Annotated in this window: 20 protein-coding genes; 15 read left to right on the forward strand and 5 right to left on the reverse strand. The window is 71.5% G+C overall.

The genetic code is table 11. The features are described 5' to 3' along the window. Positions 1-61 precede the first annotated feature (61 nt). The 7 genes from argC (at position 62) to argH (ending at position 7,830) form a co-directional block, all read left to right on the forward strand. Entirely contained in the window at positions 62-1,090 is a 1,029-nt protein-coding gene (gene argC, locus ACFZAM_RS16165; protein ID WP_391046499.1) for an N-acetyl-gamma-glutamyl-phosphate reductase, read from the forward strand. A gap of 52 nt (positions 1,091-1,142) precedes the next feature. Further along, positions 1,143-2,303 carry a bifunctional glutamate N-acetyltransferase/amino-acid acetyltransferase ArgJ gene (gene argJ / locus ACFZAM_RS16170; RefSeq protein WP_391046501.1) on the forward strand — a complete coding sequence of 387 codons (1,161 nt, stop codon included), beginning with the start codon at positions 1,143-1,145 and terminating at the stop codon, positions 2,301-2,303. After that, entirely contained in the window at positions 2,300-3,298 is a 999-nt protein-coding gene (argB, locus tag ACFZAM_RS16175) for an acetylglutamate kinase (RefSeq protein ID WP_391046502.1), read from the forward strand. The genes argJ and argB overlap by 4 nt, the downstream gene beginning before the upstream one ends. Further along, positions 3,295-4,500, forward strand: a complete 1,206-nt coding sequence (locus ACFZAM_RS16180; protein WP_391046505.1) for an acetylornithine transaminase — start codon at positions 3,295-3,297, stop codon at positions 4,498-4,500. Before argB ends, ACFZAM_RS16180 begins: the two co-directional genes overlap by 4 nt. 16 nt (positions 4,501-4,516) lie before the next feature. Next, on the forward strand, positions 4,517-5,050 hold the full coding sequence (locus tag ACFZAM_RS16185) for an arginine repressor (protein ID WP_188280110.1): 534 nt from the start codon (positions 4,517-4,519) through the stop codon (positions 5,048-5,050). 114 nt (positions 5,051-5,164) lie between these two features. Then, positions 5,165-6,361, forward strand: a complete 1,197-nt coding sequence (locus ACFZAM_RS16190; RefSeq protein ID WP_355332643.1) for an argininosuccinate synthase — start codon at positions 5,165-5,167, stop codon at positions 6,359-6,361. After that, positions 6,358-7,830 carry an argininosuccinate lyase gene (argH, locus tag ACFZAM_RS16195; RefSeq protein ID WP_391046509.1) on the forward strand — a complete coding sequence of 491 codons (1,473 nt, stop codon included), beginning with the start codon at positions 6,358-6,360 and terminating at the stop codon, positions 7,828-7,830. The genes ACFZAM_RS16190 and argH overlap by 4 nt, the downstream gene beginning before the upstream one ends. 39 nt (positions 7,831-7,869) lie before the next feature. Here argH and ACFZAM_RS16200 read toward each other — a convergent pair whose 3' ends face one another. Then, positions 7,870-8,061 carry a hypothetical protein gene (locus ACFZAM_RS16200; RefSeq protein ID WP_391046510.1) on the reverse strand — a complete coding sequence of 64 codons (192 nt, stop codon included), beginning with the start codon at positions 8,059-8,061 and terminating at the stop codon, positions 7,870-7,872. Between the two features lie 34 nt (positions 8,062-8,095). Continuing rightward, a complete protein-coding gene (locus ACFZAM_RS16205) occupies positions 8,096-8,764 on the reverse strand; it encodes a lysophospholipid acyltransferase family protein (protein WP_355332639.1) in 669 nt (222 codons plus the stop codon). Positions 8,765-9,023: 259 nt separating this feature from the next. Here ACFZAM_RS16205 and ACFZAM_RS16210 point away from each other — a divergent pair, with 259 nt between their 5' ends. The 3 genes from ACFZAM_RS16210 (at position 9,024) to ACFZAM_RS16220 (ending at position 11,618) form a co-directional block, all read left to right on the forward strand. Next, complete coding sequence (locus tag ACFZAM_RS16210; RefSeq protein ID WP_355332636.1) at positions 9,024-10,205, forward strand: glycerophosphodiester phosphodiesterase; 1,182 nt, start codon at positions 9,024-9,026, stop codon at positions 10,203-10,205. Positions 10,206-10,324: 119 nt separating this feature from the next. Continuing rightward, positions 10,325-10,906, forward strand: coding sequence for a sigma-70 family RNA polymerase sigma factor (locus ACFZAM_RS16215; protein ID WP_391046513.1), 582 nt, complete (start codon positions 10,325-10,327; stop codon positions 10,904-10,906). 205 nt (positions 10,907-11,111) lie between these two features. Then, positions 11,112-11,618 (forward strand): GNAT family N-acetyltransferase, encoded by a 507-nt coding sequence (locus tag ACFZAM_RS16220; protein WP_391046515.1) that lies wholly within the window; start codon positions 11,112-11,114, stop codon positions 11,616-11,618. Positions 11,619-11,647: 29 nt separating this feature from the next. Here ACFZAM_RS16220 and ACFZAM_RS16225 read toward each other — a convergent pair whose 3' ends face one another. Then, complete coding sequence (locus ACFZAM_RS16225; protein WP_391046519.1) at positions 11,648-12,196, reverse strand: hypothetical protein; 549 nt, start codon at positions 12,194-12,196, stop codon at positions 11,648-11,650. Beyond that, the gene (locus tag ACFZAM_RS16230; RefSeq protein WP_391046521.1) at positions 12,189-12,557 is read right to left on the reverse strand and encodes a hypothetical protein; all 369 of its coding nucleotides are present in this window, start codon (positions 12,555-12,557) and stop codon (positions 12,189-12,191) included. Before ACFZAM_RS16230 ends, ACFZAM_RS16225 begins: the two co-directional genes overlap by 8 nt. A gap of 448 nt (positions 12,558-13,005) precedes the next feature. On the opposite strand from ACFZAM_RS16230, the gene ACFZAM_RS16235 reads away from it, so the two are divergent. The 3 genes from ACFZAM_RS16235 (at position 13,006) to ACFZAM_RS16245 (ending at position 15,759) form a co-directional block, all read left to right on the forward strand. Continuing rightward, positions 13,006-14,094 (forward strand): ATP-binding cassette domain-containing protein, encoded by a 1,089-nt coding sequence (locus ACFZAM_RS16235; RefSeq protein WP_391046524.1) that lies wholly within the window; start codon positions 13,006-13,008, stop codon positions 14,092-14,094. Further along, the gene (locus ACFZAM_RS16240; protein ID WP_355332624.1) at positions 14,091-14,801 is read left to right on the forward strand and encodes a methionine ABC transporter permease; all 711 of its coding nucleotides are present in this window, start codon (positions 14,091-14,093) and stop codon (positions 14,799-14,801) included. Before ACFZAM_RS16235 ends, ACFZAM_RS16240 begins: the two co-directional genes overlap by 4 nt. Positions 14,802-14,907: 106 nt before the next feature. Continuing rightward, complete coding sequence (locus ACFZAM_RS16245; protein WP_391046528.1) at positions 14,908-15,759, forward strand: MetQ/NlpA family ABC transporter substrate-binding protein; 852 nt, start codon at positions 14,908-14,910, stop codon at positions 15,757-15,759. A gap of 41 nt (positions 15,760-15,800) precedes the next feature. Here the strand turns inward: ACFZAM_RS16245 and ACFZAM_RS16250 are convergent, their stop codons facing one another. Beyond that, positions 15,801-16,586, reverse strand: coding sequence for a class I SAM-dependent methyltransferase (locus tag ACFZAM_RS16250; protein WP_355332619.1), 786 nt, complete (start codon positions 16,584-16,586; stop codon positions 15,801-15,803). A 185-nt stretch (positions 16,587-16,771) separates the two neighbouring features. On the opposite strand from ACFZAM_RS16250, the gene ACFZAM_RS16255 reads away from it, so the two are divergent. Both ACFZAM_RS16255 and cbiE read left to right on the forward strand, forming a co-directional pair. Beyond that, positions 16,772-17,428: a GNAT family N-acetyltransferase gene (locus ACFZAM_RS16255; RefSeq protein ID WP_355332616.1), complete on the forward strand. Its 657-nt coding sequence runs from the start codon at positions 16,772-16,774 to the stop codon at positions 17,426-17,428. Between the two features lie 169 nt (positions 17,429-17,597). Continuing rightward, on the forward strand, positions 17,598-18,821 hold the full coding sequence (cbiE, locus tag ACFZAM_RS16260) for a precorrin-6y C5,15-methyltransferase (decarboxylating) subunit CbiE (protein WP_391046532.1): 1,224 nt from the start codon (positions 17,598-17,600) through the stop codon (positions 18,819-18,821). The last annotated feature ends 270 nt before the right edge of the window (positions 18,822-19,091 follow it).

The raw sequence follows: 19,091 nt of genomic DNA on the forward strand, positions 1-19,091 counted from the left end.
CGGGACCTTTGCATAATACTGCGTTGAAACGTATAGTCATGCCATCGACGAGGAGGGTTCGATGGTGGTGCGGGCAGCGGTGGCCGGGGGCAGCGGGTACGCGGGCGGGGAGGTGCTGCGCCTGCTCGCGGGGCACCCCGAGGTCGAGATCGGGGCGGTGACCGGGAACTCCAACGCCGGGCAGCGGCTCGGCGCGCTTCAGCCGCACCTGCTGCCGCTGGCCGGACGGGTGCTGGAGCCGACCACGGCGGAGGTGCTGGCGGGACACGACGTGGTCTTCCTCGCGCTGCCGCACGGCCAGTCCGCCGCGGTCGCGGCGCAGCTCGGCGACGAGGTGCTGATCGTCGACATGGGCGCCGACTTCCGGCTGGCCGACGCCGCCGACTGGGAGAGGTTCTACGGCAGCCCGCACGCCGGGACCTGGCCGTACGGGCTGCCTGAACTGCCGGGCGCCCGCGCCGCGTTGGAGGGGTCCAAGCGCGTCGCGGTGCCCGGCTGCTACCCGACGGCGGTCTCGCTCGCGCTGTTCCCCGCGTACGCCGCCGCGCTGGTCGAGCCGGAGGCCGTCATCACCGCGGCCTCCGGCACCTCGGGCGCGGGCAAGGCGGCCAAGCCGCATCTGCTCGGCTCCGAGGTGATGGGCTCGATGAGCCCGTACGGAGTCGGCGGCGGCCACCGGCACACGCCGGAGATGATCCAGAACCTCAGCGCGGCGGCCGGCGAGCGGGTCAGTGTGTCCTTCACGCCCACCCTCGCCCCCATGCCGCGCGGCATCCTCGCCACGTGCAGCGCCAAGGCCCGCCCCGGCGTCACCGGCCACGACCTGCGGGCGGCGTACGAGAAGGCCCTCGCCGACGAGCCGTTCGTGCACCTGCTCCCCGAGGGGCAGTGGCCCGCGACCGCCGCCGTCTACGGCTCGAACGCCGTCCAGATCCAGATCGCGTACGACGAGAGCACCCACCGCCTGATCGCGATCAGCGCCATCGACAACCTGACCAAGGGCACCGCCGGCGGCGCGGTGCAGAGCATGAACATCGCCCTGGGACTCCCCGAGGCGACAGGACTCTCCACCATCGGAGTCGCACCGTGACGCGCGGCGCGGGTTCGTGCCGAGCGGGCGGAGAAGGGAACGAGGAGAAGCAGTGAGTGTCACGGCAGCCAAGGGATTCACGGCGGCGGGGATCGCCGCCGGGATCAAGGAGAACGGCAACCCGGACCTGGCCCTCGTGGTCAACACCGGACCGCGCCGCGCCGCCGCGGGCGTCTTCACCTCCAACCGCGTGAAGGCCGCGCCGGTGCTCTGGTCGGAGCAGGTCGTCAAGGGCGGCGCGGTCGCCGCCGTGGTCCTCAACTCCGGTGGCGCCAACGCCTGTACGGGCCCGCAGGGCTTCCAGGACACGCACGCGACCGCGGAGAAGGTCGCCGAGGTCCTCGGCGCCGACGACCACGGCGCGGGCGAGATCGCGGTCGCCTCGACCGGCCTGATCGGTCTGCCGCTCCCGATGGACAAGCTGCTGCCGGGAGTCGAGAAGGCCGCGGCCGAACTGTCCGAGTACGGCGGCGAGAAGGCCGCCATCGCCATCAAGACCACCGACACCGTGCACAAGACGGCCGTCGCGGGCGGCGCGGGCTGGACCGTCGGCGGCATGGCCAAGGGCGCGGGCATGCTCGCGCCGGGCCTGGCCACCATGCTGGTCGTCCTCACCACGGACGCCGACGTGGAAGCCCCCGCCCTGGACACGGCGCTGCGCGCCGCCACCCGGCTGACCTTCGACCGGATCGACTCCGACGGCTGCATGTCGACCAACGACACCGTGCTGCTGCTGGCCTCGGGGGCGTCCGGAATCGCCCCGGAGCACGAGGAGTTCGCCGAGGCGGTCCGCGCGGTCTGCGGCGACCTCGCCCGCCAGCTCATCGGCGACGCCGAGGGCGCCTCGAAGGACATCAGGATCGAGGTCGTCAACGCGGCCTCCGAGGACGACGCCGTCGAGGTGGGCCGCTCCATCGCCCGTAACAACCTCCTCAAGTGCGCGATCCACGGCGAGGACCCCAACTGGGGCCGTGTGCTGTCCGCGATCGGCACGACCTCGGCCGCCTTCGAGCCCGACCGGCTCAATGTCGCCATCAACGGCGTGTGGGTGTGCAGGAACGGCTCGGTCGGCGAGGACCGCGACCTGGTCGACATGCGGTTCCGCGAGGTGGTCGTCACGGCGGACCTCGCGGCCGGTACGGAGTCCGCGGTGATCTGGGCGAACGACCTCACCGCCGACTACGTCCACGAGAACAGCGCGTACAGCTCATGACCGACGATGGGAACCCCGGAGCCGCGAAGCCGGAGGGCCGGCCCACCGCGCGCAAGCACACGGCGCTGCCCAAGGCCCAGATCCTCATCGAGGCGCTGCCGTGGCTGACCCGCCACAACGGCAGGGTCGTCGTCATCAAATTCGGCGGAAACGCCATGGTGGACGAGGAGTTGAAGGCCGCCTTCGCGCAGGACGTGGTCTTTCTGCGGCAGGCGGGCCTCAAGCCGGTCGTCGTGCACGGCGGCGGCCCGCAGATCAACGCGCAGCTCGACCGGCACGGCCTGGTCAGCGAGTTCAAGGCCGGGCTGCGGGTGACCACGCCCGAGGCGATGGACGTGGTCCGGATGGTGCTGGCGGGCCAGGTCCAGCGCGAGCTGGTCGGACTGCTCAACCAGCACGGCCCGTTGGCCGTCGGCATGACCGGCGAGGACGCCCACACCATCACCGCCACCCGCCACCGCCCGCGTATCGACGGCGAGTTGGTCGACATCGGCCGGGTCGGCGAGATCACCGCCATCGACACCGGCGCGATCGAGGCGCTGCTGGCTGATGGCCGTATCCCGGTCGTCTCCTCCATCGCGCGCTCCGCCGACGACCACCACGTCTACAACGTCAACGCCGACACGGCCGCCGCCGCCCTGGCCGCCGCGCTGGGCGCCGAGACGCTGATGGTCCTCACCGACGTCGAGGGCCTGTACGAGGACTGGCCGAACAGCGACGACGTCATCAGCCGCCTGACCGCGACGGAGCTGGAGAAGCTGCTGCCCGACCTGTCCAGCGGCATGGTCCCCAAGATGCGGGGCTGCCTGTTCGCCGTGCGCAACGGCGTGAACACCGCCCGCGTCATCGACGGCCGGGTCCAGCACTCGATCCTGCTGGAGATCTTCACCGACGAGGGCATCGGCACGATGGTCGTGCCGGACGACGTCACCGACGCGGCCGGCGCACCGGCCGCGGGCACCGTATCCGACCAGGGAGAAGGAGAAGCGCGGTGAGCGGCAACGAGGGACTGACCCAGCGCTGGCAGGGCTCGCTCATGGACAACTACGGCACCCCGCGCATCCCGCTGGTCCGCGGCGCGGGCGCCAGATTCTGGGACGCCGACGGCAAGGAGTACGTCGACTTCCTCGGCGGCATCGCGGTCAACTCCCTCGGCACCGCGCACCCCGCGGTCGTCGAGGCGGTGACCCGGCAGATCTCCTCGCTCGGCCATGTGTCCAACCTCTTCGTCGCCGAACCGCCCGTCGCGCTCGCCGAGCGGCTGCTCCAGCTCTCCGGCCGCCCCGGCCGGGTCTTCTTCGCCAACTCCGGCGCCGAGGCCAACGAAGCGGCCTTCAAGATCGGCCGGTTGACGGGGCGTCAGCACATGGTCGCCACCGACGGCGCCTTCCACGGCCGCACGATGGGCTCGCTCGCGCTGACCGGCCAGCCCAAGAAGCGCGAGGCGTTCGAGCCGCTGCCCGGCGACGTCACGCACGTGCCGTACGGCGACGCGGACGCGCTGCGGGCGGCCGTCACCACCGACACCGCGCTGGTGATCATCGAGCCGATCCAGGGCGAGAACGGTGTGGTCGTGCCGCCGCCCGGCTACCTCGCCGCCGCCCGCGAGATCACCGCGGCCACCGGCACGCTGCTGGTGCTCGACGAGGTGCAGACCGGCATCGGCAGGACCGGCCACTGGTTCGAGTGCCAGGCACAGGGTGTCGAGCCGGACGTGGTGACCCTGGCCAAGGGGCTCGGCGCGGGCCTGCCGATCGGCGCCGCCCTCGCCTTCGGCCCGGCCGCGGAGCTGATGACGCCCGGCGCCCACGGCACCACCTTCGGCGGCAATCCGGTCGCCTGCGCCGCCGCGCTCGCCGTCCTCGACACGATCGCGGCCGACGGCCTGCTCGACCACGTCAAGCGGCAGGGCGAGAAGCTGCGGCAGGGCGTCGAGGCGCTGCGACACCCGTTGGTCGATCATGTGCGCGGTTCGGGCCTGCTGCTGGGTATCGTGCTCACCGAGCCGCTCTCAGCGCAGATCCAGAAGGCGGCTCAGGATGCCGGGTTCCTGGTCAACGCCGCCGTGCCCGACACGGTACGGCTCGCGCCCCCGCTGATCGTCGGCGACGACGACACGGACGCGTTCCTCCAGGCGCTGCCCGGCGTCCTCGACCAGGTGCACCGGGCCTCCGGGGCGAGCGGAGCCGGAGAATGACGGAGTTGACACGACGATGACCGAGGCGCAGCAGCACAACGGCAGCCAGGCCGTACCGCAGACCCGTACCGCGCGGCACCGCAGGATCGTGGACATCCTCGGCCGCCAGCCGGTCAGGTCGCAGAGCCAGCTCGCCAAGCTGCTCGCCGACGACGGGCTGAGCGTCACCCAGGCGACGCTCAGCCGCGACCTCGACGAACTCGGCGCGGTCAAGATCCGCACCAATGACGGCGAACTCATCTACGCCGTCCCCTCCGAGGGCGGCTTCCGCACCCCGCAGGCCCCGCTCGGCGAGTCCGTCAAGGAAGAGCGCATGCGGCGCCTGGCCGCCGAACTCCTCATCTCCGCCGAGGCGTCCGCCAACCTCGTCGTCGTCCGCACCCCGCCCGGCGCCGCCCAGTTCCTCGCCTCCGCCATGGACCAGGCCGAGGTCTACGACATCCTCGGCACCATCGCGGGCGACGACACCGTCGTCCTGATCAGCCGCGACCCGGCCGGCGGTCAGAAACTCGCCGACCACCTGCTCCGCCTCGCCCAGGGCGAGGCATAGCTCCGGTCCGGCCGGTTATACGGTCTCACACCCCCTCTGACCTGCCGCGTTGACGAAGCATACGGTCGAGTGCATACTTATACCAGTCAGCGTATGCATCGTAAGGAGAGCCCCGTGACCGAGCGCGTCGTACTCGCCTACTCCGGCGGTCTGGACACGTCCGTCGCCATCGGCTGGATCGCCGAGGAGACCGGCGCCGAAGTCATCGCGGTCGCGGTGGACGTCGGCCAGGGCGGCGAGGACCTGGACGTCATCCGCAAGCGGGCGCTCGCCTGCGGGGCGGTCGAGGCCGAGGTCGCGGACGCCAAGGACGAGTTCGCCGACGAGTACTGCCTCCCGGCGATCAAGGCCAACGCCCTCTACATGGACCGGTATCCGCTGGTGTCCGCGCTGTCGCGGCCGGCCATCGTGAAGCACCTGGTGGCCGCAGCCAACAAGCACGGCGCCACCACCGTCGCGCACGGCTGCACCGGCAAGGGCAACGACCAGGTGCGGTTCGAGGCGGGCATCTCCTCGCTGGCGCCCGACCTGAGGTGCATCGCGCCGGTCCGCGACTACGCGATGACCCGCGACAAGGCCATCGCCTTCTGCGAGGAGAAGAACCTCCCGATCGCGACCACCAAGAAGTCGCCGTACTCCATCGACCAGAACGTCTTCGGGCGGGCCGTCGAGACCGGCTTCCTGGAGGACATCTGGAACGCGCCGATCGAGGACGTGTACGAGTACACGCAGAATCCGGCCGAGCCGCGCGAGGCCGACGAGGTGGTCATCACCTTCAAGCAGGGCGTCCCGGTGGCCATTGACGGCAAGCCGGTCAGCGTGCTCGAAGCCATCCAGCAGCTCAATGTGCGGGCCGGGGCCCAGGGCATCGGCCGGATCGACATCGTCGAGGACCGGCTGGTCGGCATCAAGTCCCGTGAGATCTACGAGGCGCCGGGCGCCATCGCGCTGATCACCGCGCACCAGGAGCTGGAGAACGTCACCGTCGAGCGCGAACTGGCCCGGTACAAGCGGCAGGTCGAGCAGCGCTGGGGCGAACTGGTCTACGACGGCCTGTGGTTCTCCCCGCTCAAGCGGGCGCTCGACGGCTTCATCGCCGAGGCCAACGAGCACGTCTCCGGCGACATCCGGATGACCATGCACGGCGGCCGGGCCGTCGTCACCGGCCGGAAGTCCGGCGAGTCGCTGTACGACTTCAACCTGGCGACGTACGACACCGGCGACACCTTCGACCAGTCGCTGTCCAAGGGCTTCATCGAGATCTTCGGCATGTCCAGCAAGATCGCCGCGAAGCGGGACCTGACGAAGTGACGGACACGAACACCGGCGGCTCCGGCGGCGGCGACGACAACCTGCGGCTGTGGGGCGGCCGGTTCGCCGACGGCCCCGCCGAGGCGCTGGCCAAGCTCTCCGCCTCCGTGCACTTCGACTTCCGGCTCGCGCCGTACGACATCGCGGGCTCCCGCGCGCACGCCCGGGTGCTGCACAAGGCGGGGCTGCTGACCGCCGACGAGCTGGACCGGATGATCGCCGGACTCGACGCGCTCGAAGCGGACGTGGCCTCCGGCGACTTCGCCGGCACCATCGCCGACGAGGACGTGCACACCGCGCTGGAACGCGGCCTGCTGGAGCGGGTCGGCGCCGACCTCGGCGGCAAGCTGCGGGCCGGACGCTCGCGCAACGACCAGGTCGCCACGCTCTTCCGGATGTACCTGCGCGACCACGCGCGGACCATCGGCGGGCTCATCGCCGACCTCCAGAGCGCGCTGGTCGGCCTCGCCGAGGCGCACCCGGACACCGCGATGCCCGGCCGCACCCACCTCCAGCACGCCCAGCCCGTGCTCTTCGCGCACCACGTGCTCGCCCACGTACAGGCGCTGTCACGGGACGCGGAGCGGCTGCGGCAGTGGGACGACCGCACGGCCGTCTCCCCGTACGGGTCCGGCGCGCTCGCCGGGTCCTCGCTCGGCCTGGACCCGGAGGCCGTCGCCAAGGAACTCGGCTTCCAGCGCGGCTCGGTGGGCAACTCCATCGACGGCACGGCGTCCCGCGACTTCGCCGCCGAATTCGCCTTCGTCACCGCGATGATCGGTGTCAACCTCTCCCGGATCGCCGAAGAGGTCATCCTGTGGAACACGAAGGAATTCTCCTTCGTGACCCTGCACGACGCCTTCTCCACCGGCTCGTCGATCATGCCGCAGAAGAAGAACCCCGACATCGCGGAGCTGGCGCGCGGCAAGTCCGGACGGCTCATCGGCAACCTCACCGGACTGATGGCCACGCTCAAGGCGCTGCCGCTCGCGTACAACCGCGACCTCCAGGAGGACAAGGAGCCGCTGTTCGACTCCTGCGACCAACTGGAGGTGCTGCTCCCGGCGTTCACCGGCATGATGGCCACGCTCACCGTCCACCGGGAGCGGATGGAGACCCTGGCACCGGCCGGTTTCTCGCTCGCCACCGACATCGCCGAGTGGCTGGTCAAGCAGGGCGTGCCCTTCCGGGTCGCGCACGAGGTCGCGGGGGAGTGCGTCAAGGTCTGCGAGGCCGAGGGCATCGAACTCGACCAGCTCACCGACGAGCAGTTCGCGAAGATCTCCGCGCATCTGACGCCCGAGGTACGCCATGTCCTCGACGTCCCCGGCGCGTTGGCCTCCCGCAACGGACGCGGCGGCACGGCGCCTTCCGCCGTCGCCGTACAACTCGCCGAGATCAAGGCGGATCTGACGGTGCAGCACACCTGGGCGCACGCCTGGGACGGGGCGGACGGCGACGCCGTCTAATCGCGGTACTGGGCGGCTCATCGGTGAAACGCGGGCCGGTCAGTTTGGTGTTGGGGTCTGCGCGGCCAGTCCGATCCGGATGGTGTCGTCGGTCGAGGCCGCGTCGACCTGGCCGGGCTGCATCAGCATCAGGCAGCCCGTCCAGTCGTCGACGCCCGCTATCAGCCGTCCGCGGCGAGCCGCCGAACCGGCCACCGCCAGCCGCGAAACCGGCCCCCGTGAACCCGCCATGTCACAGCGGGCGCCGGGCGCGGCCCCCGCCGTATCAGGCGGCCTTGGCCTTCGTCGCGTAGATGTCCACGTACTCCTGGCCGCCGAGCCGCATGACCTCGCTCATGACCTCGTCGGTCAGGGCGCGCAGCACATAGCGGTCGCGGTCCATGCCCTCGTAGCGGGAGAAGGTCAGCGGGGAGCCGAAGCGGATGGTGACCGGGGCGATCCGGGGCATCCCCTTGCCGCCGGGCTGCACCTTGTCGGTGCCGACCATCGCGAAGGGCACCACCGGGGCGCCGGTCATCAGGGCCAACCGGGCGATTCCGGTCCGGCCGCGGTACAGACGGCCATCGGGGGAACGGGTGCCCTCGGGGTAGATGCCGAAGATCTTGCCCTCGTCCAGCACGCGGCGGCCGGTCATCAGCGCCGCGACACCGCCGTGGCCGCCGTCCCGGTCCACCGGGATCATGCCGCAGGTGGTGAAGAACCAGGCCATCAGCCGGCCCTTGACGCCCTTGCCCGTCACGTACTCGTCCTTGCCGATGAAGTACACCTGCCGGTCCACCACCAGCGACAGGAACATCGAGTCGACGAAGGTGACGTGATTCCCGGCCAGGATCACCGGACCGTCACCGGGGATGCCGTCCACGCCCTCGACCACGGGGCGGTACAGGACGCGCATGAGCACTCCGAGAATCGCCTTGAGCAAGCTGCGGGACATGCGGGACAACGGATCCTCCGGTTCGGACACGCCTGGGCGGGACGGACGGCGGCGGTGCTGCGATGTCGCGGTACGACGGCAGCCTGACCGCAGGACCGGCGGGACCGCGGGACGCCGCACCGTACACAAGGACGATACTTCCGCGCGGGGCCCCGCCGCACGCCGGGTTCACACGTCCGCTACGCAGTGTTGACACGCGTTAGGTGTGTGTTACGGCTGATGTCGACGGGGCGACAGACTTTCACGGCACGATGCGCGCATGACGGATGACCAGCACAAGACCGGCCTCGGCAGGCGCGCTGTCCTGTCCGCGGCGGCACTCGGCGCGGGCGGCGCGGTACTCGGCACGGCCGGTACGGCGCAGGCCCGGGAACAGTCCACCGCCCGGCCCCGGCACGGCGCCCCCGGCCACGGCGGCGCGCCCAAGCTGCCGGTCCCGACCATCGTCGGGCACCGCGGCAGCGCCGGATACCGGCCCGAGCACACCTTCGGCTCCTACGAGTACGCGCTGGAGATCGGCGCGGACGTCGTCGAGCAGGACGTCGTACCCACCAGGGACGGCCACCTCGTCTGCCGCCACGAGCCGGAGATCGGCGGCACCACCGACGTCGCCGACCACCCGGAGTTCGCCGGCCGCAAAACCACCAAGACCATCGACGGCACCCCCACCACCGGCTGGTTCACCGAGGACTTCACCCTCGCCGAACTCAAGCGGCTGCGCGCCGTCGAACGGCTCCCCGCCGTCCGCCAGCGCAACACCGTCTACAACGGCCGCTGGGCGATCCCCACCTTCGAGGAGGTGCTGGCCTGGGCCGACCGCGAGGGCCGCAAGCGCGGCAAGCCGGTCTGGCTGCACACCGAGACCAAGCACCCCACGTACTTCCGCGGCATCGGCCTGCCGCTGGAGGAGCGGCTGATCAAGCTGCTCAAGCAGTACGGCAGGCACCGCGCCGACGCCCCGCAGTTCCTCCAGTCCTTCGAGGCGCAGAGCCTCCAGCGGCTCGGCGCGCTCGGCGGCGCCGCGCCCAAGATCTTCCTGCTCAACGGCCTCACCTCGCGGCCCTGGGACTTCGTCGTCTCCGGCGACAAGCGGACCGTGGCCGACCTCGTCACCCCGGCCGGGCTGCGCTGGATCGCCGGATTCGCCCAGGGCATCGGCCCGACCACCGACGTGATCATCCCGCGCGACGCCTCGGGCAGGCTGCTCCGGCCCACCGCCGTCGTCAAGGACGCGCACAAGGCCGGTCTGGTGCTGCACCCCTTCACCGCGCGCAACGAGAACCAGTTCCTGCCCGCCGACTTCCAGGTCGGCACGGACCCCAACGCGTACGGCGACCCGCTGGCCGCCTTCAAGACGTGGTTCGCGACCGGCATCGACGGCCTGTTCACCGACAACGCCGACACCGCCGTACTGGCCCGCGAGGACTTCTGGACGTCCTGAACCCGGACGTCCTGAACCCGGACGTCCTGAACCGCCACCGCCACTCCATGTGGTGAAAACGGCCGCGCCGGGCAACCGCCCGGCGCGGCCGTCTCGTGCCAGCGGATATGCAGATCCCCATGGACCACCCCGACCTGCCCGCGGCCCCGCACGCCGACGACCCCGCCCGCCGTCCCGCGGACGCTCCCGCGGACCCCTACGCGCCGCTCGGGCCGCTGCTGGCCGCCGAGGCCGCGGCCGAGGCGCTGGCCGGCGGCGGTGTCGAGGCCGCCGACCTCGAACAGGCCGTCTGGCTGCGGCTGCTGGAACTGGGCGGCCCGCCGCCCGAGCCGGACCGCTGGGTGCGCCGCGCGGTCCGCGCCGAGGCCCGCGCCCACGCCCGCCGCATCCGCAGCGAACGCCCGTACGGGGACCCGGACGCCGCGGGCCCGCCCGCGCAGGTGCGCGGGGTCGAGGAGTTGGTGCTGGCGGCGGAGCAACACCGTACGGTCCAGGCCGCGGTACGGCGGCTGCCCGGCCGCTGCCCGCAGGTCGTCACGGCCCTGATGTCCCGTTCCGACCCCACTTACCGGGAAATCTCCCGCGAGTTGGGAATCTCACAGGGCAGCATCGGACCGCTGAGGTCACGCTGCCTCGGCTGTCTTCGGACGATCCTGAATTCGAGGGTTGGATCCCCGGTGAGACGGGGTAATGCACGGTAAACAGTCGGCGGCAGTGGGCACCCTTGGCGCGCCCGTACGAGACTGAACTGGGTGGGGCGCAGGCGGTACCCCACCGAAGGGTTTGTGCGATCATCGGCGCCACGGAGGCGGCGCATATCCGCACCAACTCCGTTCAGGCACTCGTTCCGGGCGCATACCTCACCCTCAAACTGCCCGGACGGATTCGAAGGGGAGGCCTGCGCGCATGGGCATGAGCGTGACCATCTCTACGGCGGAGCACTCGGACGCCGAGAAGATCCTCAAACTCCAGTACCTCTGCTACCAGAGCGAGGCGGAGCTGTACGGCGACTACAGCATCGAACCTCTCACCCAGACCCTGGACGAGCTGCGTGCCGAACTCGCCGGGGGGTGCGTCCTGGTGGCGCGCCTGGGCGACGAGGTCGTCGGCTCGGTACGCGGAATCGTCGACGACGACGGCACCGCGCGGATCGGGAAACTGATCGTCCACCCGCGACTTCAACGACACGGCCTCGGCGGGCGGCTGCTCAACGCCGTCGAGGAGCGACTGGCGGCCGAGGAGGAGGCCAAGCGCTACCGGCTCTTCACCGGCCACCGCAGCCAGGTCAATCTGCGGATGTACCGCAAGCTCGGTTACGAGCAGGTGGGCGCCGCGGAGCCGGTCAGCCGTCGGCTGAGCCTGGTGACCATGGAGAAGGCCGCCGCCACGGCGGGCTACGCGGCCACCGCCTGAGCCGCGTTCCACGGCGCCTCGCGTACGGATCAGGCCCCGGACCCGGTCTGCTGTTCCTGTGGCCGCCCCGCCTCGCGGGCGGCACGGCGCAGCCACAGCAGACCGGCCACGGGGAGGGCCAGCGGCAGGAAGAGGTAGCCGATCCCGAAGTCCGACCAGACGGTCGCGTCGGGGAAGGCCGAGGAGTCCACGACCGTCAGGGTGCCCACCGCGATCACACCGGCCAGCTCGGCCGAGCAGCACACCAGCGCCACCTTGCGGGCCGCCTCGCCGCCCTTCCACAGCGCGACGGTGATCACCGCGTAGACCACGCCCGCGACGCCCGACAGGACGTACGCCAGCGGTGCCTCGTGGTACTTGGTCGCGATCTGCACGATCGACCGGGACAGCGCCGCGACGGTGAAGACCGCGTAGAGCGAGAGCAGCAGCCGGCCGGGGCCCTGGCCGATCCGCGTCCCCGGCGCGTCCTGGGCCGCCTCGGCCGCGGTGCCGTCCCCCGTGTCCTTCATGCCGTCCGTGCCCTTCGTCAGCGTCTTCGTCCGTGCCCGTGCGCGTGTCGCGCGTGTGCCGTCAGCCATGGCCGGCTCCCCAGATCTCGTTGAGCCGCAGTTCGAGCACGGCCAGCACCACGCCGCCGGCCGCCACGATCGACGAGCCCCAACGCGTCCGCTCGGCAAGGGACATGAAGGCCGCCGCCGGGATCGTCACGGCCGCGCCCAGCAGATACGGGAGGAAGACCGCCATCCCGTGCTGCGGCCGGTCGCCGCGGGCGAGCTGCACGATCGCGATCACGAGCTGCACCAGCGCGGCCGCGGTGACCACGGCCATCGCGATGAAGTGCCAGTCGTTGGTCGGCTGGTCACGGTACGCGGCGAAACCGCACCACGCCGCGAGCAGCAGCGCCGTGACCGAGACCGTGATGAGGACCGCGTCGAGCATGCGGCGACTCTATTACGGGGCGTGACGCCCGGATCTCCCACCCCTGCCCGCCCGGATCTCCCGTCCCCGCCCGCCCTGCCGCCCGCCGGGGCGGCCCCGTGAGTGTGTCCGCATAATGAACAATCGGACCGGATTTCGGAACGCGGCCACCCGTCTGGTTTACTGGAACGCATGACCACGACGAACAGCCGCAGCCGCGCGACCGAGGCGATCACGCCCGGTGTTCGTTGTGCGTGTCGAATGTGTGACTGACCGAGGGCCCACCTCCACGCCTCGCGCCCCGAAGCGAGTGCCCCGCGTCACGCACCGGCGCAGCGCCCAGAGCGCCGCCGAAATCCTTTGAGGCCCGCCGCCCTTTCCGGCGTGCCGCCGCGTGCCGCGTCCCGAGAAGAACGCCCCCGTGCGCGGTGGTACGTCCGCCGCGCGCTCGACCCCGATGGACGCTCCTGTGATCACCACCACCGACCTGAGAAAGGTCTACCGCTCGCGCGACCGTGAGGTCACCGCCCTGGACGGGGTGGACCTGCGGGTACGCGAAGGCGAGGTCTACGGCGTCGTCGGCCGCAGCGGCGCGGGCAAGAGCACCCTGATCCGCTGCGTGAACCTGCTGGAGCGCCCCACCTCCGGCACCGTCGAGGTGGCGGGCCGCGACCTGACCGCGCTGGCCGGACGCTCCGACCGCGCCCCCGCCGCCCTGCGCGCCGCCCGCGCCGGGATCGGCATGGTCTTCCAGCACTTCAATCTGCTCTCCTCGCGCACCGTGCAGGACAACGTCGAACTCCCGCTGGAGATCCTGGGGATCTCCGGCCGCCAGCGGGCCCGCAAGGCCGGTGAACTCCTCGACCTGGTCGGCCTGTCCGACAAGGCCCGCGCCTACCCCGCGCAGCTGTCCGGCGGCCAGAAGCAGCGCGTCGGCATCGCCCGCGCCCTGGCGGGCGACCCCAAGGTGCTGCTCTCCGACGAGGCCACCTCGGCACTCGACCCGGAGACCACCCGGTCCGTGCTGCGGCTGCTGCGCGACCTCAACCGGCAGCTCGGCCTGACCGTCCTGTTGATCACCCACGAGATGGACGTCGTCAAGCAGGTCTGCGACTCGGCGGCACTCATGAAAGGCGGACGCGTAGTGGAGTCAGGCACCGTGGCCGAACTGCTGGCCACCCCCGGTTCCGAGCTGGCCGACGAGCTGTTCCCCGTGGACGGCGACGCGTCGGGCCCCGACCGTACGGTGGTCGACCTCACCTTCCACGGCGACAGCGCGACCCGGCCGGTGATCTCCCGGCTGGCGCGCACGTACAACGTGGACATCTCCATCCTCGGCGCGGCCATGGAGACCTACGACGGACGGCAGATCGGCCGGATGCGGATCGAGCTGCCGGGCCGCTTCGAGGACAACGTGGTGCCGATCGGCTACCTGCGCGAGCAGGGCCTGGACGTCGCCGTCGTCGCCGCCAAGGCCGAGCCGGTCGCGGCAGGAGACACGGCGGGGAACACGGCGGGGGAGAAGGCCCGGAACACGGTCGGGGAGACGGCGAAGTGACCTGGTCCGAGATGCACCCGCTGCTCACGCAGGCGGGTGGCGAGACGCTGCGCATGGTCGCCTGGGCCACGGTCATATCGGTGGCCGCGGGGCTGCCGATCGGTGTCCTGCTGGTCCTCACCGACCGGGGCGGCCTGCTGCGCTGTCTGCCCGTCAACCGCGTCCTCGGCGTCGTCGTGAACATCGGCAGGTCGCTGCCGTTCGTGATCCTGATGATCGCCCTGATGTCCTTCACCCGGGCGATCGTCGGCACCACCATCGGCTGGGAGGCGGCCGTCGTCCCGCTGGCCGTCGGCGCGATCCCGTTCTTCGCCCGGCTGGTCGAGACGGCGGTCCGCGAGGTGGACCACGGCCTGGTAGAGGCCGTCCAGGCGATGGGCGGCAGTACGTGGACGGTGGTCCGCAAGGTGCTGCTGCCGGAGTCCCTCGCCTCACTGATCGCCAGCGCCACCACCACCGTCATCGCGCTGATCGGCTACTCCGCGATGGCCGGGGTGGTCGGCGGCGGCGGGCTCGGCGACCTCGCGCTGCGCTACGGCTACCAGCGCTTCGAGACCGGCTTCATGTGGGTGATCGTCGCCGTGCTCGTCGTCGTGGTCACCCTCGTCCAGCTCGTCGGGGACTTCGCCGCCCGCACCGTCGCTCGCCGCGGCCGGTCCGGCGCGGCCCCCCGGCTGCGCCTGCTGCGCCCGGCGACAGCCTCCTGACCGCCCGACTCTCCCGTCCCGACCCGCTTCTGTCCCCCTGGCACCGCAGCGTCGCGGCGCCGCACCACCCAGCACGACCCGGATAAACCAGAAAGAGGCACTTTTCGTGCGAAACAACACCACCATCACCGCCGCCGTCCTCGCCGCCGCCGCGCTCTCGCTCGGCCTCACCGCCTGCGGCTCCGACTCCGACTCCAAGGCGAGCGCCAAGGACACCAGCGGCCCGCTCGTGGTCGCGGCGAGCCCCACCCCGCACGCGCAGATCCTCGACTACGTCAAGGACCACCTGGCGAAGAAGGCCGGACTCGACCTCCAGGTCAAGGAGTTCTCCGACTACGTGCTGCCCAACACCGCCACCGAGCAGGGCGAGGTCGGCGCGAACTTCTTCCAGCACAAGCCCTACCTGGACGACTTCAACAAGAAGAACGGCACCCACATCGTGCCCGTCGTCAACGTCGAGCTGGAGCCGCTGGGCCTGTACTCCCACAAGATCACGTCGATCGGCGCGCTCAAGGACGGCGCGAGCGTCGCCGTACCGAACGACACGACCAACGAGGCACGCGCGCTCAAGCTGCTCGCCGACAACGGCCTGATCACCCTCAAGGCGGGCACCGACCAGACCGCGACCCCCGCCGACGTCACGGCCAACCCGAAGCACCTGAAGTTCAAGGAGCTGGAGGCCGCCCAGCTCCCGCGCTCCCTGGACGACGTGGACGCGGGCGTGATCAACGGCAACTACGCGATCCAAGCCGATCTCAGCCCGGCCAAGGACGCGCTGGCGCTGGAGAAGGCGGACGGGAACCCGTACGCCAACTTCCTGGCCGTCAAGAAGGGCAACGAGAACGACCCGCGCGTGAAGAAGCTCGCGGAACTGCTCAACTCGCCCGAGGTGAAGCAGTACATCGAGACGACCTTCAAGGGCTCGGTGATACCGGCCTTCGGCGCCCCGGCGGCCTGACCGCCGCGCACGGGCCCCGCTCCCCCCGAGGGCGCGGGGCCTCAGCCGTGCCGCACCCAGTACACGTCCGTCACGTACGGCATCTCGATTGCGCCGCTGCTGCGCGTCGCGTGGTGCGCCCCCAGCACCGCCTCCAACTCCGCGCGCACCCGCCCCTGCGCGGTCGCGTCGAGGACGGCGATATGGCTGGACGACATCATCCGGTCGACGATGTCCGCGACCGTCGTGGAGTGCGGATTGGGCCAGTGCCGCTCCTCGATCGCCCCCCAGCCGGGCCGCGACTCGAACGGCTTGCGCCAGCCCGCGTCGCCGAGGCCGGAGGACAGCGGCGGGCGGGGCAGATCGCGCGGCGCCAGCCGGAAGTAGATGTCCTGGAAGTCGCGCATCCACGGCTCCGAGGTGTCGAAGGTGTTCCACACCAGCGCCAGCGCGCCGCCCGGCCGCAGCAGCCGCTCCACCTCGGTCAGCGCGGCCGGCTCCTCGAACCAGTGCCAGGACTGCGCCGCCACCACGGCGTCCGCGCAGCCGTCGGGCAGCCCCGTCGTCTCCGCCGTCCCCGCGTTCACCGCGACCGCGGGCAGCAGCTCGGCGAGCCGCTCCCGCATCTCCTTCACCGGCTCCACCGCGAGCACCTCGGCCCCGGTCAGTGCCAGCAGACGGGTGAACTTGCCGGTGCCCGCGCCGAGATCGACCACGGTACGGCCCGCTTCCAGGGGCAACGCGTCCGCCAGCGCGGCGAGCGCGGCGAGCGGATAGGAGGGCCGGGAGCTCTCGTAGACCTCCGCTGCCCGTTGGTAGCCGACTCCTGCTGCGTGGTGCACTGTCACGCGGGCTGACGGTAGCAGGATCGGATGACGTTCACGGATACCCGCCCTGACCGGCATTCGCCCTACTCTGGAAGGGCGTTCGCCGCCGCGCACCCCACTCCCGCCCCGGCGACCCTGCCCGGCCCATGCCGTGCGGGATGCTGCATGCTGTGCAATCCACACATGCCCTGGTTACGGAGCAGCGAATGACGCCCACCTTTCCGGACATCTCCATCAGTACGGAGCGGCTGGTGCTGCGCGCGTACGAGGAGGCCGACATCCCCGCCCTGGCGGAGATGATGAACGACGAGCTGATCATCGCGTGGACCGGCGTACCGCAGCCGTATTCGCAGGACGACGCCCGCGCGTTCGTCACCAGGACCGCGCCGGCCGAGCGCGAGTCCGGCCGCGGCATCGTCCTGGCCGTCACCGAATTCCTCACCCAGCGGCTGGTCGGCACCGTCCACCTGCACAACACCGACTGGCGGATCCGCGGCAGCGAGGTGGGCTACCTCACCGCCGCCTGGGCGCGCGGCGAGGGATACGCCAGCGAATCGGTGCAGGCCGTCTGCCACTGGCTCTTCACCGACCAGCGCTTCGAACGGCTGGAGCTGCGCACCGCGGCCGACAACACCGCCTCCCAACAGGTCGCGCAGAAGATCGGCTGCGTCAGCGAGGGCGTACTGCGCAACGCGGGCATCGTCCGCAGCCAGACCGAGGACGGCCGCTGGGCCGAGATCCGCACCGACCTGCTGGTGTGGAGCGTGCTGCCCGAGGACCTGGACGACGGTCCGGGCCAGGCTTCCGGCGACGGCGGATACGACGCCCACGCCGACTTCAGCGCGTACGCCGACTGGCGCTGAGCCCTCCCGTCCACCGGCTCCGAGGACGCCGTGGCGGATACCTGCCCCCTCGCCTCGTCCCCGGGCACCCGGGCCCGGATAGTGTTCTCCCCCCGGGACCGGGGCGCGCCACGCCGCCGTGCCGTGACCTGGTCCGCAGCGATCCGCACAGCCATGGAGGCAGACGACGATGGCCGACCGGGTCACCGTGATCGGATGGGACGGCTCACCTCCGTCCGACGCGGCCCGCGCCGCACTGAACGCCGCCACCCTGGTCGCGGGCACCAAACACCATCTCGCGCTGTCGCACGTCCCCGAGCACGCCGAGCGGATCGTGCTGGGCAGCATCGAGATCGCCGCCCGCAGGATCGCCAAGCACCGCGGCAGCGCCGTCGTACTCGCCGACGGCGACCCCGGCTTCTTCGGCGTCGTCCGCGCGCTGCGGGCGCCGGAACACGGCCTGGAGATCGAGGTCATCCCCGGCGTCTCCGCCGTCGCCACCGCCTTCGCCCGCGCCGGAATGCCCTGGGACGACGCCCGCGTGGTCGTCGCGCACGGCCGCTCCCTGCGCCGCGCGGTCAACGTCTGCCGCGCCTACCCGAAGGTCGCCGTGCTCACCGCGCCCGGCGCGGGCCCGGTCGAACTCTCCCTGCTGCTCACCGGAGTCCACCGCACCTTCGTCATCTGCGAAGCGCTCGGCACCGAGCAGGAACAGGTGACAGTTCTCACCTCCGACAACGTCGCCGACCACATCTGGCGCGATCCGAACGTCGTCCTGGTCGTCGGCGGCACCACCTCCGCCGGTTCGGGAGCGGCCGGTCTCGGCGTACCGTCGGCGGAGCGCGGCGGCTGGATCGCCGGGCGCGACCCCGGATTTCCCGGCCCGGTCCGCGGCTGGGCGCTGCCCTCGTCCGAATACGGCGGCGACACCTCGGCGCATCTGCGCGCCTTCCAACTCGCCCGGCTCGGCCCGCGCACCGGCGACCTCGTGTGGGACATCGGCTCCGCGGACGGCGCCGTCGCCGTCGAGGCCGCGCGCTTCGGCGCCGCCGTCATCGCCGTCGACCGGGACGCCGACGCGTGCGACTGGGTCACCGCCACCGGCCGCAGGGCCGGGGTCCAACTCCAGGTCGTACACGGCCCGGCGCCCCAGGTGCTGGACGACCTCCCGGAGCCCGACGCGGTACGGATCGGGTGCGTCGACGCCGAGGTGACCGCCGCCTGCGCGGCCCGCCGCCCGGAGCGGATCGTGACCGGCGCGACCACCCGCGACGAGGCCGAAGCGGTCAGCAGGGCACTGGAGGAAGGCGGTTACGAGGTGGAACGCGCTCTCCTGCAATCCGTCGAACTGGATTCCGAGTGGGCCGAGCGGGAACGCTCGGTGACCTTTGCCCTCTGCGGCACGCGCCGCTGATCTGTGCATGATCAAAAACGCCTGCACAGAAGCCGTTTGCGCCGGTCGCGGACGTGTGCCGGGGCATCGTACGCGGGGCGTCCCGAGGTGCGGACCACCGGACGGGCCGCCGCGCCGAGCGGGGTAGGCTGGCGGATCGTTGTGCCGTCGTCGTGCGTTGACGGGTCGTCGAGAACCGCGGCGTCCGGCGCTCACGTGCCCGCTGCTCCGCACGCTCGTTCTCTTGCGTGAGGGGGTCGGGCCGCGCGCGGTGCAGCGCTGGAAGGAGCG

Origin of the sequence: Streptomyces sp. NPDC008079, assembly GCF_042957385.1 — a bacterium.
GTDB lineage: Bacteria > Actinomycetota > Actinomycetes > Streptomycetales > Streptomycetaceae > Actinacidiphila.